Origin of the sequence: Pseudomonas oligotrophica (assembly GCF_021726475.1) — a bacterium.
Lineage (GTDB): Bacteria > Pseudomonadota > Gammaproteobacteria > Pseudomonadales > Pseudomonadaceae > Stutzerimonas > Stutzerimonas oligotrophica.
The window spans coordinates 150,488-164,458 of sequence record NZ_JAKJRU010000008.1 but is presented as its reverse complement, the minus strand read 5'-3'; the positions used below and the strand labels follow the sequence as shown (position 1 = coordinate 164,458).

Sequence of the window (13,971 nt, the reverse complement as noted above, 5' to 3'; positions counted from 1 at the left end):
CACGAGGAAACAACGGAAAACTGACGAAGAAGGGATGGGGGAAACCGAAAGCGACAAGAAACTTGCACCGCAAACTTAAAGTGCTTTGTTAAGAGCAAGATCTTTTGGGCATTAGCGCGGGCTGCGCTGAAAGAAAAGAAGCGGAGAGTCGATCTGTAAGCCGGGTTCTGTCGAGGACAGCCATTCCTCTACGACAGCCATCGCTGACTGCCTCTAGCAACCTACCCGGACCCAGCGCGGGCCACGCCAATGGGTCCCTATTTGGTCTTGCTCCAAGTGGGGTTTACCTAGCCACGGACTGTTGCCAGCCGTGCGGTGCGCTCTTACCGCACCTTTTCACCCTTACCGGCGCCGAAGCGCTTAGGCGGTTGTTTTCTGTGGCACTTTCCGTAGGCTCGCGCCTCCCAGGCGTTACCTGGCACTTCGCCCTATGGAGCCCGGACTTTCCTCCCTCCCGCCTGCCGAAACAAACGGAACAGCGACTGTCTGATCGACTCTCCGCCGCGCAGAGTACCCGTCGCGCCAGGGTGTCGCAAGCACGCCGTTGCGCTTGCTCACTTGCGCTCCAGCGCGAGCTGGTAGAGCAGGTTCTTGCGCATCCCGGTGATCTGCGCCGCGAGGGCGGCGGCGCGCTTGACCGGCAATTCGCCGAGCAGCAGGTCGAGGATGCGCAGCACCTCGCCATCCACTGCGTCGTCGCCTGCCGGAGCCTCCCATCCACCCACCACCAGCACGCATTCGCCGCGCTGCTGGTTGGTGTCGGCCGCCACCCAGGCATGCAGCTCACCAAGGGGCAAGCCCTTCAGCGTCTCGAACGTCTTGGTCAGCTCACGCGCCAGCAGCGCCGGGCGCTGCGCGCCGAAAATATCGCCCAGGTCAGCCAGGCACTCGAGCACGCGATGCGGGGCCTCATAGAAGATCAGCGTGCGCGATTCCTCGCGCAGCGCCTCCAGCCGCGCCCGGCGGGCGGCATTCTTGGCCGGCAGGAAGCCTTCGAAGATGAAGCGATCCGACGGCAGCCCGGCCGCCGACAGCGCCGCCACCAGCGCGCAGGCGCCAGGCACCGGCACCACGCGAATGCCGGCCGCCCGCGCGGCGCGCACCAGATGGAAGCCAGGATCGGAGATCAGCGGCGTACCGGCATCGGAGATCAGCGCGACATCCTTGCCGTCACGCAACAGGTCGAGGAAGCGCCCACCCTGGTCGCGCTCATTGTGCTCATGGCAGGCAGCCAGCGGCGTACCGATGCCGAAGTGCGCCATCAGCCGCGCCGAATGCCGGGTATCCTCGGCCGCGATCAGGGCGACCTCGCGAAGGACGCGCAGCGCACGGGCACTGATGTCCTCCAGGTTGCCGATCGGCGTGGCCACCACGTAGAGCGTTCCGGCGGAGGAATTTGCCACCTCGCTGACAGTCACAGCCTTACCTCGATCACAAAAAACGGCATTGTAGCCCGATCGCCTCCTGCTTCGTCGCCGCTGCCGCGGAGCTTGGGTACAATCGGTCGCTGCCCGCGTCATGGACGCCGTTTATGCCAGGTTCGGCGCGCTCGCCGCCCAGCCTGCCCACCTCGGCTGAAACCGCCACCGTCTCAGGAACGACCACATGCTGGCCCGCTTTCGCTCGATTCTTCCCATAAGCCTGGCAATCCTTCTCGCCGCTTGCGCCGGCTCGCAGTCGCCATCGCTCGGCGAACTGCCGCGCACGCCCCAGACCTCCACCCAGCAACTGCTGGAGCAAGCTCGCCGGAGCGAAGCCGAAGAAGCCGCTGCGCTGCGCCTGGCGGCCGCCGACCAGAGCCTGCAACAAGGCAATCCGGCGCAAGCCAGGAGCATTCTCGAGCAGGTCCCGCTGCAATCGCTGACGCCGGCCCAGCAGGTCTTCGCCAGCACGCTGCTTGCCGAATTGGCACTGGCGGCGGGCGACTCGGGCAAGGCGCTGCAGGCACTCAACCACCCTTCGTTTGCCCGCCTCGGCGAGCTGCCGGTCGAACAGCAGATCCGTAGCCAGAGCGCCCGGGCCCAGGCTCTGGAAGGCGAAGGCCAGTCGTTGGCCGCCGCTCGCGAGCGCGTATTTATCGCCCCGCTGCTCAGCGGGGCCGCCCAGGAAGAGAACCATGAGAAAATCTGGGCGCTGGTCTCCAACATGCCCCAGGAGCAGCTGCAGAACGCCCGCGAGACCGATCAGGACCTGGCCGGCTGGCTGTCGCTGGCTGCGGCAGTGAAAGCAGCCGGCACCGTCAGCGGCCAACAGCAGGCGATCGACGACTGGACCGCCAGACACGCCCAGCATCCGGCCGCGCGCAGCCTGCCCAGCCCGCTCGCCAGGCTGCGCGAACTGGCCGACCAGCCGCTCAGCCGCATCGCTCTGCTGCTGCCGATGCAGGGCTCGCTGGCGAATGTCGCCCAGGCCCTGCGCGACGGCTTCCTTGCCGCGCACCTGCAGGCTCGCCAAGCCGGGCAGCCCGAGCTGAACATCGACCTCTACGACAGCACTTCACTGCAGTCGCTCGACAACTTCTACCAGCAGGCCGAGGCCAAGGGCACGCAGCTGGTCGTCGGGCCGCTGGAAAAGGAACTGGTCCGCCAGTTGTCCGGCCGCAGCAGCCTGCCGATCACCACCCTGGCGCTCAACTATGGCGACGCCGGCCAGCAGCCGCCGGCACAGCTGTTCCAGTTCGGCCTGGCTGCCGAAGACGAGGCGCGGGACGCAGCACAGCGCGCCTGGGCCGACGGCCATCGGCGCGCCATCGCCCTGGCGCCGCGCGGCGAATGGGGCAACCGCGTGCTCGACGCGTTCAACAAGCAGTGGCAGCAGCTCGGCGGCACGGTGGTCGCCGCCGAAGCCCTTGCCGAGCCGGTGCAGCTGGCCAACCAGATCGCCGACCTGCTGCAGCTGCGGGCAAGCGAATCGCGCGCGCAGCGCCTGCAGGGCACGACGAACGAGGCGGTCGCAGCCGAGCCGTCGCGGCGCCAGGATGTCGACTTCATCTTCCTTGCCGCCACCCCGCAGCAGGCACAACAGGTGCGTCCGACCTTGATCTTCCAGTACGCCGGCGACCTGCCCGTCTACGCCACCTCCCACGTCCATTCGGCCACGCAGAATCGCACCCAGTACCTGGACCTCGATGGCGTACAGTTCGCCGAGACCCCCTGGCTGCTCGACCCCGAGCTGCCGCTACGCCGCCAGCTCGAACAGCAATGGCCGCAGGCCGCAGGCAGCCTGGGTCGCCTGTATGCCATGGGCGCCGATGCCTACCTGCTGGCGCCGCGCCTGGGGCAGCTGGTGGCGATCCCGGACACGCGTCTGGAAGGCGTATCCGGCTACCTGTCGCTCGGCGCCGAACAGCGCATCCAGCGCGCCCTGCCCTGGGCGCGCTTCCGCGACGGCCAGATCGAACGCCTGCCTGACCAGCCCCACCCATGACCGACACCCGGAGCAGCGGACGCTCCGCCGAGCTACAGGCCCTCGAACACCTGCAGCAGGCCGGCCTGCGCCTGCTCGCCCGGAACTGGCTGTGCCGCAGCGGCGAGCTCGATCTGGTCATGCTCGACGGCGATACAGTAGTATTCGTCGAGGTCCGCTACAGGCGACATGCCGCCTGGGGTGGCGCGGTGGAGAGTGTCGACGCGAGAAAGCAGCAGAAACTGGTTCGCGCAGCCGAGCACTTCCTGCAGAAGGAAAGCCGCTGGGCCCGCCACCCTTGCCGCTTCGACGTGATCGCCATCGGCTCCACGGCCCAGCGTGCACCCCTGACCTGGATCCGCAACGCTTTCGACAGCTGAGGCGGACGAATCCCTCTCGCGGCGCCCACTTCTCAGTGGGCGCGCCTCGATTGCCAGCACCCAAGGTACCCCGATGGATATGCAAACCCGAATCCTCCAGCTCTTCCAAGCCAGCATCGAGACCAAGCAACAGGCCATGGCGGTCCTGGCGCCGACCATCGAGCAGGCCGGCCAGGTGATGGTCAATGCCCTGCTCAGCGAGGGCAAGATTCTCACCTGCGGCAATGGCGGTTCCGCCGGCGATGCGCAGCACTTCTCCTCCGAGCTGCTGAATCGCTTCGAGCGCGAGCGCCCCAGCCTGCCGGCGATCGCACTGACCACCGACAGCTCGACCCTGACCTCGATTGCCAACGACTACAGCTACAACGAAGTCTTCTCCAAGCAGATCCGCGCCCTGGGCCAACCGGGCGACGTGCTGCTGGCGATCTCCACCAGCGGTAACTCGGCCAACGTGATCCAGGCGATCCAGGCCGCGCATGACCGCGAGATGACCGTGGTGGCGCTGACCGGCCGCGACGGCGGTGGCATGGCTTCGCTGCTGCTGCCCGAGGATGTCGAGATCCGCGTGCCGGCAAAGGTCACCGCACGCATCCAGGAAGTACACCTGCTGGCGATCCACTGCCTTTGCGACCTGATCGACAACCAACTGTTCGGGAGTGAGGAATGACCCCTCTTGCGCTTCGCACCCTGGCCTCGGCCCTGTGCCTGGCTCTCGCTGGCTGCAGCTCGGTACTGACCGCCACGCGCGATGACCCAATTGCCGACAATCGCGGCACCCGCACCATCGGCAGCACCATCGACGACTCGCTGATCGAGACCAAGGCGGCGGTCAATATCGCCAAGGCCCACCCGGATCTCGACCAGAACTCGCATGTCGTGGTGGCGAGCTACAACGGCGTGGTACTGCTGGCCGGCCAGACGCCGCGCAACGAGCTCAAGCAGAAGGCCGAGCAAGCCGCCAGCTCCGTGCAGCGCGTCAAGCGCGTGCACAACGAGCTCCAGGTCCTGCAGCCCTCCTCGGCACTGGCACGCAGCCACGACACCTGGCTGACCACCAAGATCAAGACCCAGATGCTGGCCGACAACAGCGTGCCGGGCTCGCGAATCAAGGTCATCACCGAGAACGGTATCGTCTACCTGCTGGGCCTGGTGACGCGCCAGGAAGGCAACCGCGCCACGGCCCTGGTCCAGAGCGTCGCCGGGGTACAGCGGATCGTGAAGCTGTTCGAATACATCGACTGACAGCTCGATGCGGCTGGCGACGCCGTCGGGCATCGCCAGCGACCCGCTACTTGACCACCTTGAGGCTCGGCCGCCCGGCCGGCTTGGCACCGTCCGGCGCCTCGGGCCGACTTGGCGTACCGCCTTCGTCATCATCCGGCGACGTCGGCTCGATCTCGAAGACCATGCCCTGCCCGTTCTCCCGGGCATAGATGGCCATGACAGCCGCGAAAGGCACGACCAGCGCGTGCGGAACACCACCGAAGCGCCCTTCGAAACGCAAGGCGTCGTTATCCATCTGCAACTGGCGGACCGCGCTTGGCGACACGTTCAATACGATCTGGCCATCCTTGGCGAAGCCGGCGGGTACCTGTACGCCCGGCATGTCGGCATCGACCAGCAGGTGGGGGGTGCAATCGTTGTCGACGATCCACTGATGTAGCGCTCGCACCAAGTAGGGGCGACTTGAATTCATCTGGCTGCCTCGCTTAGCGCATCTCGCGCTCGACATCGGAAAGACTCGTCCGGAACGCCGGACGGGCGAAGCCCTGCTCCATGTAGTCCTGCAGCGGCCTGGCCTGCCTCGGCAATTCGATCTGCAGTTTGGGCAAACGCCAGAGCAAGGGCAACAGACAGCAGTCGAGCAGGGTCAGCTCATCACTCATGAAGAACGCCTTCTCGGCGAACACCGGCGACACCCCGGTCAGGCTCTCGCGCAGCTCCTTGCGTGCATCACCGCGCGCGCCCTGCGACACACGTGCATCCAGGATACGGTCGGCGAGCGCCACCCAGTCGCGCTGGATGCGATGCATCAGCAGGCGTGCGTTGGCTCGCGCCACTGGATAGGCCGGAAGCAACGGAGGATGCGGATAGCGTTCTTCCAAGTACTCGAGGATGACCGTCGGCTCGTAGAGCACCAGGTCGCGATCGACGAAGGTCGGAACGCTCGAGTAGGGATTGATTTCCGCCAGCTGAACCGGGCAGCTGGCCGGCTGCACGTCGACGACATCGACCGCAATGCCTTTTTCCGCCAGCACGTAGCGAACGCGATGGGAATAGTGATCGGCCGGGTCGGAATAGCAGATCAACCGATTGGCAGCAGCCATCACCTGTCTCTCCCGTTATGGATGGACAAAAAAACACGCGCGCCCGAGAGGGCGCGCGCTGGGTACCGCTGGAATCAAGCCGGCGATCAGTGAACGTCTTTCCAGTACTCTCGCTTGAGCAGGTAGGCGAACACGAAGAACACCGCCAGGAACAGCAGGACGTAGGTCCCGATACGCTGGCTTTCGAGTTTCACCGGATTGGCGGAATACGCGAGGAAGGTCACCAGGTTCTTGATCTTCTCGTCATACTCGGCCTGGCTCAGCGTGCCGGTACCCGCAACGACCGTCAGCTGGCTGCAGTCCTCGTGAGTGATCGGCGTCCCGGTGAGCGGATCGAACTGCTTGCGGCCGCCTTCGGCGACCTGAACCTGCTTGCACGCGACGCTCTCGCCTTCCGGCAGATTGGCCGGCAGCACCTGGCGCCCTTGCAGCGGAGCCAGGACGTGCGGCATGCCCACGTTGGGGAACACCACGTTGTTCACGCCGTAGGGACGTGCCGGATCCTCGTAGAAGCTGCGCATGTAGGTATACAGCCAGTCGTTGCCACGTACGCGCGCCACTAGGGTCAGGTCGGGCGGTGCAGCACCGAACCAGCCCTTGGCGTCCTCGGGCTTCATGCCGATCTTCATGTGGTCGCCGATCTTGGCATCGGAGAAGACGACGTTTTCCATCATCACTTCTTCGGGAATGCCAAGATCCTTGGCAACGCGCTCGTAACGCTGGTACTGCGCGCTATGGCAACCCATGCAGTAGTTGCTGAACGTACGCAGACCATCCTGCATGGCGGCCTTGTCGGTCAGGTCGATATCGACCTTGTCCAGGTGAGCCTCGGTGCCTGCAGCAAAGGCGAAGGCCGGCACCAGCGCAAGAATCAATGCAGCAAATTGCTTTTTCATCAGCCAGCCACCCTTTGCGGAACTACTTTGGTCTTCTCGAGCTTGGTATAGAACGGCATCAGGATGAAGTACGCGAAGTAGATGAACGTACAGATCCGAGCCAGCAGAGTGCGCTCAGGGGTCGGAGACAATACGCCAAGCACGCCGAGAATGATGAAGGAGATGCAGAACGCCAGCAGCGCGATCTTGCTCATCCAGCCCTTGTATTTCATCGACTTGACCGGACTGCGGTCGAGCCAGGGCAGCACGAACAGCACCGCGATCGCCGCACCCATGGCGATGACGCCCAGGAGCTTGTCCGGAACGGCACGCAAGATCGCGTAGAACGGCGTGAAGTACCAGACCGGCGCGATGTGGGCAGGTGTCTTGAATGCATTCGCCACTTCGAAGTTCGGCTTCTCGAGGAAGTAACCACCCATCTCAGGGAAGAAGAACACGATGGCGCAGAAGACGAAGAGGAACACCACCACACCGACAATGTCCTTTACGGTGTAGTACGGATGGAATGGAATGCCGTCGAGCGGAATGCCGTTCTCGTCCTTGGTCTTCTTGATGTCCACGCCGAGCGGGTTGTTGGAACCCACCTCGTGCAGCGCTAGGATGTGCAGCACCACCAGGCCCAGAATGACGATCGGCAGGGCGATCACGTGCAGGGCGAAGAAGCGGTTCAGGGTGATCCCGGAAATCAGGTAGTCACCGCGGATCCACTGGGTCAGGTCGTCGCCGATGACCGGAATGGCACCGAACAGCGAGATGATCACCTGTGCGCCCCAGTAGGACATCTGGCCCCACGGCAGCAGGTAGCCCATGAAGGCCTCGGCCATCAGCGCGAGGTAGATCATCATGCCGAAGATCCAGACCAGCTCGCGCGGCTTCTGGTAGGAGCCGTACAGCAGGCCGCGGAACATGTGCAGGTAGACGACAACGAAGAACGCCGATGCACCGGTGGAGTGGAGATAGCGGATAATCCAGCCATATTCCACGTCACGCATGATGTATTCGACGGAGGCGAACGCACCCTCGGCGCTCGGCTCGAAGCTCATGGTCAGCCAGATACCGGTCAGGATCTGGTTGACCAGCACCAGCAGGGCCAGGGAGCCGAAGAAATACAGGACGTTGAAATTTTTCGGCGCGTAGTACTTGGCCAGATGGTCTTCCCACATCTTCGTCGCGGGGAAGCGGGCATCGACCCATTCCATGAACTTGCTCATCAGGCTTTCTCCTGGTCCACGCCGATGATGATCACATTATCGGTCTCGTACGAGTGCGGGGGCACGGGCAGGTTCAGGGGAGCAGGCTGCGCCTTGTAGACGCGGCCCGCCATGTCGTATTTCGAGCCATGGCACGGGCAGAAATAGCCGCCCAGCCAGTCCGCGCCCAGGTCAGGAGCCGCAACCTCGGGACGGAAGGAAGGCGCACAGCCCAGGTGGGTGCAAAGGCCGATCACCACCAGCAGCTCCGGCTTGATGGAGCGCACCTTGGGGTCGACGTACTCCGGCTGCACCGACGCGGCGGACTCGGGGTCTGCAACCTGGGAAGCCACCTTTTCAAGGTTCTGGAGGACCTCGTCCGTGCGGCGCACGATAAACACCGGCTGACCACGCCACTCGGCCACCATCTGCTGGCCAGGCTCGATCTTGCCGACATTCACCTTCACCGGTGCACCGGCTGCCTTGGCCTTAGCACTCGGGAACCACGATCCCACGAACGGGACCGCGGCACCCACCGCTCCTGCAGCACCAACCACCGAAGTGGCGGCCACAAGGAAGCGACGCCGGCCAGCATTCACGCCGTCATTGCTCATTCAGTCGTCTCCCATCAGCTTCTTATCACCTGCTGGACGCAGGCATGTACTACGTAAATTTGAGCCGCGAAAAATTCGCCAAATGGTAAAGAAAACCCCTCGGGATGACAAGGTAATGGCCTGTGACAAAACAGACCAGAAGCCAGCAATCTCGGGGCTTCCAGCACGCGACACGCTGTCGCAGGAACTTCCTTGGCGACCAAAAAAAAACGCCCAGTTCCTTTCGGAGCTGGGCGTTCTTCTGCAAGCAGCCGTTAGCGCTTGGAGTACTGCGGACGCTTGCGCGCCTTGCGCAGACCGACCTTCTTACGCTCGACTTCGCGCGCATCGCGAGTCACGTAGCCAGCCTTGCGCAGCGGACTACGCAGTGCCTCGTCATATTCGATCAGGGCACGGGTGATGCCATGGCGAATGGCGCCGGCCTGGCCGCTGACGCCACCACCCAGAACGGTGACGTAGACGTCGAACTTGGCTGCGGTATCGGTCAGCTCGAGCGGCTGACGAACCACCATGCGAGCGGTTTCGCGACCGAAGAAATTATCCAGGTCGCGATTGTTGATGGAAATCTTGCCAGTACCCGGACGCAGGAAGACGCGCGCGGTTGCAGTCTTGCGACGGCCAGTGCCGTAGTTTTGAGTCGCCGACATAATGAACTATTCCGTTAAATCTTCAGTTCTTGGGGCTGCTGAGCGGTGTGCGGATGGGCTGCACCCTTGTACACCTTCAGCTTACGGTACATGTCGCGACCCAGCGGGTTCTTCGGCAGCATACCCTTGACTGCGGTCTCGATCACGCGCTCGGGCGCCTTGGCGATCAGCTTCTCGAAGTTGATCGACTTGATGCCACCCGGGAAACCGGAATGGGAGTAGTACATCTTGTCGGAGGTCTTGGCGCCGGTGACACGCACCTGCTCGGCGTTGATGACGATGATGTAGTCACCAGTATCGACGTGCGGGGTGTACTCGGGCTTGTGCTTGCCACGCAGGCGGCTGGCGATTTCGGTTGCCAGACGACCCAGGGTCTGGCCGGCAGCGTCGACGACAAACCAGTCGCGCTTGACGGTTTCCGGTTTAGCAGTGAAAGTCTTCATTCGTTATAGCCTCAGGGGCCGCCCTGAAAATAAGACGGCGGATATTACTGAATGGTGCTCGCCCTGGCAAGTCCAGGGGCAGCCGGAACCAGACGCTATCGGGGGCTCGGGTCAGCGCGTCCGCCACGGCAGTGGTATCGGTAGGCTAGGCATCCCCTACCTTGTCGCCGGCAGGCTAGGCATCCCCCACCGACAGGCCGGCGAATTATCCGGATTGCAGGCAAAATAGCAACCTGCTTTTGCACCTTGAGCACAGCCCGTCGACCATGCCGACACGGCTTGCGACCCGGAACAATCCTCGCCTCGCAAGGGACGAATGGGCACCGCCATCGCCCGCCCGCCTCGGAGACTCGCCAGTTGATCGCCGCCCACCTGCTCGCCCCCGCCACCCTCATGCTCGGCTGGATGCTTTATCTGGCCGCCCTGCTCTGGGCTGCCCTGCGCGCACCCTGGATCGAACTGTTCAGCGATACCCGCCGGCAGCATCTGGTCTTCGGCACCATGCTCGCGATCTTCCTGCTTTGGCTGGTACGCCGCGATTTCGACTCGGGCTTGTCGTTCCACTTCATCGGCTTGACGGCAGCGACGCTGCTGCTCGACTGGCCGCTGGCAATCCTGGCTGCATTCACTGCCCAGCTTGGACTGGTGCTTACCGGCCACCAACAGTTCCTGGCGCTGGGCACCAACGGCGTATTGCTCGTGCTCATCCCGGTGCTGGTTACCGAGTCTTGCGCGATGCTGGTCGAGCGCACGCAGCCGCGCAATCTCTTCGTCTACATCTTCTGCTCGGGCTTCTTCCCCGCCGCCCTGGCTGCACTGGCCTGTATCCTGGCCTCGCTCGGGGTATTGCTCTTCGATGGTCGCTACCCGATGCCGCCATGGCTCGACGATTTTGCCGGCTACATATGGCTGGTCATGTTTCCCGAAGCATTCATCAACGGCACGGCCATCACCGCGCTGGTGGTGTTTTGTCCCGAGTGGCTGGAAACATTCAACCGCACCCGCTACCTGCAGGCACCTTGGCGCAACGACGAGCACGATGCCGGCCCCAGGCCACCTGACGACTGACAGCTGGCCAGCCTAGTGCAACCTCGGCGGCAGATCATCCGAGAACAGCTCATCGTCGACCGGATCGCCGGGAATCACATGGTCCTCGGCCGCCCAGGCGCCTAGATCGATGAGCTTGCAGCGCTCGGAACAGAAGGGGCGATGGCGACTTTGCGCCTCCCACTTCACCGGACGACCACAGGTGGGACAGGCGACGGTCTTTGCACTCATGCCTTGCCCCCTCGCAGACCCAGATAGAATTCATGCAGCCGCTCCACCTGCCCATTCAGCCAGGCGAGATCGCGATCGTTGGCCAGCACGTCATCGGCATGACGCAGGCGCTCGTCGCGCTGCATCTGGGCGGCCAGGATTGCTTGCACCTGCGCCGCGGGCACACCGTCGCGAGCGATAGCCCGCTGCAACTGCAGCGCCTGGGGCACATCGACCACCAGCACCCGATCAACCTGCCGGTACTGACCCGACTCGACCAGCAGCGGCGAGACCAGAATCGCATAGGGCGAATTGGCGCTCTCGAGAAAGCCCCAGATTTCCCGGCGGATCAGCGGATGCAGCAGGGCTTCGAGCCATTTGCGCTCCTCGGGGGACTCGAAGATCCGCGCGCGCAGCGCAGCCCGATCGAGTTCGCCTCCAGGCTGCAGGATGTCGGCCCCGTAGCGCTCGACGATGCGCAAAAGCGCCGGCCGGCCCGGCTCGACAACCCAACGTGCTGCCTGGTCGGCATCGACAAGTTGTATGCCCAACTCGGCGAATCGCTGCGCAGCGGCACTCTTGCCGCTGCCGATCCCACCGGTCAGACCGAGAATCCAGGGTTTCACCGCACGCATGCTCCAGCAGTCAGTCGGCGCGCAGTAGTACCCCTTATGCAGCACACAAGCAAGCACAGCTGCCGCCGGAGGAGCGCGCCGGACTTCAGAAGCGAACCAGTTGCAGGTACCCCGCGGTGATCTGCTCGCCCCAGATCAGCGCAATCCAGCCGGCAATCGCCAGGTAGGGGCCGAACGGAATCGGCGTACCGGAGTCCGCATCACGCAGACGCAACAGAATACTGCCCAGGATCGCGCCAACCAGCGACGACAGCAGGATGGTCAGCGGCAGCACCTGCCAGCCCCCCCAGGCACCGATCATGGCGAGCAGCTTGAAATCGCCGTACCCCATGCCTTCCTTGCCGGTGACGATCTTGAACAGCCAATACACTGCCCAAAGGCTGAGATAGCCGAAAATCGCGCCCCACAGCGCGCTTTCAAGCGGAACGAAGAGCGTGAACGAGTTGCAGATCAGCCCAAGCCACAACAGCGGCAGCACCAGCGAGTCCGGCAGGAGCTGATGATCGGCATCGATCAAGCTCATGGCCAGCAACCCCCACACCAGCAGCAGCATCGCACCGGCCTGCAAGCCAAAGCCGAACTGCCAGGCCGTGAAGGCGGACAGCAGCGCGCAGCCGAGCTCGACGAGCGGGTAGCGAACGCTGATGGCACTGCCACAGCCCGAGCACCTGCCGCGCAGCAGCAACCAGCTGAGCAACGGGATATTTTCCCAGGCCCGAATGCGATGCCCGCAATGCGGGCACGCCGAGGCCGGCAGCAGCAGATTGAAGCGCGCGCCCTCCGCCTCCGGGGTGAGCGCCAGGTATTCGCGAGCCTGCTGCCGCCATTCGCGCTGCATCATCAACGGCAGGCGGTAGATGAGCACGTTCAGGAAACTGCCCACCAGCAAACCCAGCAGGGCCGCGGACAAAACAAAGGCCAGCGCATGGCTGGCCAGGTAATCGGAAATCGGCATCAGACTACGGAACCCAGCTGGAAGATCGGCAGGTACATGGCAATGATCAGGCCACCCACCAGCACCCCGAGCACAGCCATGATCATCGGCTCCATGAGGCTGGTCAGGCCGTCGACCATGTTGTCGACCTCGTCCTCATAGAAGGTTGCGACCTTCGCCAGCATCTCGTCGAGCGAGCCGGACTCCTCGCCAATGGCGGTCATCTGCACCGCCATGGTCGGAAAGGCACCGGTGGTACGCATGGAGAAGTTGAGCTGCATGCCGCTCGAAACGTCGCTCTTGACTTTTATCGTCGCAGTGCGAAACACCACGTTGCCCGTGGCACCAGCGACTGAATCGAGCGCATCGACCAGCGGGACGCCTGCCGCGAAGGTTGTCGAGAGCGTGCGCGCAAAGCGCGCCACGGAGGACTTGTAAATGATGTCGCCAACGATCGGTAGCTTCAGCACGGAGCGGTCGACCCAGTTACGGAATTTCTCCGAACGCTTGTGCATCGCGCCCAGAACATAGGCAGCCGCAGCAAAAGCTAACAGCACGAGCAGCCACCACTCCTGCAAAAGCTCCGAAAGACCGATCACCATGAGCGTGAACCCCGGCAACTCGGCGCCGAAGTTAGCGAATACTTCCTGAAATTGCGGCACAACCTTGATCAGTAGAATGGCCGAGACGATCACTGCGACCAATATGACCGCAATGGGATAGTTCATCGCCTTCTTGATCTTAGCCTTCAACGCCTCGGTCTTTTCCTTGTAGGTCGCGACGCGATCCAGCAGGGTCTCCAGAGCACCCGACTGCTCGCCGGAGTCGACAAGGTTGCAATAAAGATCATCGAAGTATTGCGGCTTCTTGCGCAACGCCGCCGCAAAGCTGTTACCGGCAGCCACCTCCTGCTTCAGGTCATCCACCAGCTTGCGCATGTTCGGATTGTCGAAGCCCTCGCCGATGATGTCGAACGCCTGCAGCAAGGGCACGCCGGCCTTCATCATGGTCGCCATCTGCCGAGTGAACAGCGCGATGTCCATGGGTTTGATCTTCTTGCCGCTACCGAACAGCGATACCGACTTCTTGCGCACCTTCAGCGGATTGATGCCCTGCTTGCGCAGTTGGGCCTTGACCAGCGCAGGGCTCGCACCACTGAGCTCACCCTTGACCTTGGAGCCCTTTCTATCGGTTCCTTCCCAGGTAAAGACACTGGTACGGATCGCTTTCTGCTGCGCCATCG

At 63.4% G+C, this 13,971-nt stretch carries 17 protein-coding genes and 1 other RNA gene; 5 read left to right on the top strand and 13 right to left on the bottom strand.

The features are described from left to right. Positions 1-140: 140 nt before the first annotated feature. Together rnpB and rsmI are read right to left on the bottom strand one after the other, a co-directional pair. Positions 141-498, bottom strand: an RNA gene (rnpB, locus tag L3N39_RS17035) — RNase P RNA component class A. A gap of 56 nt (positions 499-554) precedes the next feature. Next, the gene (gene rsmI, locus L3N39_RS17030; protein ID WP_237258612.1) at positions 555-1,418 is read right to left on the bottom strand and encodes a 16S rRNA (cytidine(1402)-2'-O)-methyltransferase; all 864 of its coding nucleotides are present in this window, start codon (positions 1,416-1,418) and stop codon (positions 555-557) included. 187 nt (positions 1,419-1,605) lie between these two features. Here rsmI and L3N39_RS17025 point away from each other — a divergent pair, with 187 nt between their 5' ends. The 4 genes from L3N39_RS17025 to L3N39_RS17010 all read left to right on the top strand — a co-directional run bounded on the left by L3N39_RS17025 (position 1,606) and on the right by L3N39_RS17010 (position 5,027). Further along, a complete protein-coding gene (locus L3N39_RS17025; RefSeq protein ID WP_237258611.1) occupies positions 1,606-3,426 on the top strand; it encodes a penicillin-binding protein activator in 1,821 nt (606 codons plus the stop codon). Then, positions 3,423-3,785, top strand: coding sequence for a YraN family protein (locus L3N39_RS17020; RefSeq protein ID WP_237258610.1), 363 nt, complete (start codon positions 3,423-3,425; stop codon positions 3,783-3,785). Before L3N39_RS17025 ends, L3N39_RS17020 begins: the two co-directional genes overlap by 4 nt. A 73-nt stretch (positions 3,786-3,858) precedes the next feature. Next, complete coding sequence (locus tag L3N39_RS17015) at positions 3,859-4,452, top strand: phosphoheptose isomerase (RefSeq protein WP_237258609.1); 594 nt, start codon at positions 3,859-3,861, stop codon at positions 4,450-4,452. After that, entirely contained in the window at positions 4,449-5,027 is a 579-nt protein-coding gene (locus tag L3N39_RS17010; RefSeq protein ID WP_237258608.1) for a BON domain-containing protein, read from the top strand. The genes L3N39_RS17015 and L3N39_RS17010 overlap by 4 nt, the downstream gene beginning before the upstream one ends. 46 nt (positions 5,028-5,073) lie before the next feature. Here L3N39_RS17010 and L3N39_RS17005 read toward each other — a convergent pair whose 3' ends face one another. The 7 genes from L3N39_RS17005 to rplM form a co-directional block, all read right to left on the bottom strand. Then, on the bottom strand, positions 5,074-5,481 hold the full coding sequence (locus L3N39_RS17005) for a ClpXP protease specificity-enhancing factor (protein WP_237258607.1): 408 nt from the start codon (positions 5,479-5,481) through the stop codon (positions 5,074-5,076). A 13-nt stretch (positions 5,482-5,494) separates the two neighbouring features. Then, a complete protein-coding gene (locus tag L3N39_RS17000; protein WP_237258606.1) occupies positions 5,495-6,112 on the bottom strand; it encodes a glutathione S-transferase N-terminal domain-containing protein in 618 nt (205 codons plus the stop codon). Positions 6,113-6,198: 86 nt separating this feature from the next. After that, positions 6,199-7,008, bottom strand: a complete 810-nt coding sequence (locus L3N39_RS16995; protein WP_237258605.1) for a cytochrome c1 — start codon at positions 7,006-7,008, stop codon at positions 6,199-6,201. Further along, entirely contained in the window at positions 7,008-8,219 is a 1,212-nt protein-coding gene (locus tag L3N39_RS16990; RefSeq protein ID WP_237258604.1) for a cytochrome b, read from the bottom strand. The genes L3N39_RS16995 and L3N39_RS16990 overlap by 1 nt, the downstream gene beginning before the upstream one ends. After that, positions 8,219-8,812: a ubiquinol-cytochrome c reductase iron-sulfur subunit gene (gene petA / locus L3N39_RS16985; protein WP_237258603.1), complete on the bottom strand. Its 594-nt coding sequence runs from the start codon at positions 8,810-8,812 to the stop codon at positions 8,219-8,221. Before petA ends, L3N39_RS16990 begins: the two co-directional genes overlap by 1 nt. A gap of 254 nt (positions 8,813-9,066) precedes the next feature. After that, a complete protein-coding gene (rpsI, locus tag L3N39_RS16980) occupies positions 9,067-9,459 on the bottom strand; it encodes a 30S ribosomal protein S9 (RefSeq protein WP_237258602.1) in 393 nt (130 codons plus the stop codon). Positions 9,460-9,473: 14 nt separating this feature from the next. Next, on the bottom strand, positions 9,474-9,902 hold the full coding sequence (gene rplM / locus L3N39_RS16975) for a 50S ribosomal protein L13 (RefSeq protein WP_237258601.1): 429 nt from the start codon (positions 9,900-9,902) through the stop codon (positions 9,474-9,476). Between the two features lie 357 nt (positions 9,903-10,259). Between rplM and L3N39_RS16970 the strand changes: the two genes are divergently transcribed. Continuing rightward, entirely contained in the window at positions 10,260-10,970 is a 711-nt protein-coding gene (locus L3N39_RS16970; protein ID WP_237258599.1) for an energy-coupling factor ABC transporter permease, read from the top strand. Positions 10,971-10,982: 12 nt separating this feature from the next. On the opposite strand, the gene yacG is transcribed toward L3N39_RS16970, so the two are convergent. The 4 genes from yacG to L3N39_RS16950 all read right to left on the bottom strand — a co-directional run bounded on the left by yacG (position 10,983) and on the right by L3N39_RS16950 (position 13,969). Continuing rightward, entirely contained in the window at positions 10,983-11,180 is a 198-nt protein-coding gene (gene yacG, locus L3N39_RS16965) for a DNA gyrase inhibitor YacG (RefSeq protein WP_237258598.1), read from the bottom strand. Then, entirely contained in the window at positions 11,177-11,794 is a 618-nt protein-coding gene (coaE, locus tag L3N39_RS16960) for a dephospho-CoA kinase (RefSeq protein ID WP_431978041.1), read from the bottom strand. The genes yacG and coaE overlap by 4 nt, the downstream gene beginning before the upstream one ends. An 85-nt stretch (positions 11,795-11,879) precedes the next feature. Next, positions 11,880-12,749: a prepilin peptidase gene (locus tag L3N39_RS16955; RefSeq protein ID WP_237258596.1), complete on the bottom strand. Its 870-nt coding sequence runs from the start codon at positions 12,747-12,749 to the stop codon at positions 11,880-11,882. Further along, positions 12,749-13,969, bottom strand: coding sequence for a type II secretion system F family protein (locus tag L3N39_RS16950; RefSeq protein ID WP_237258595.1), 1,221 nt, complete (start codon positions 13,967-13,969; stop codon positions 12,749-12,751). The genes L3N39_RS16955 and L3N39_RS16950 overlap by 1 nt, the downstream gene beginning before the upstream one ends. Positions 13,970-13,971 lie beyond the last annotated feature (2 nt).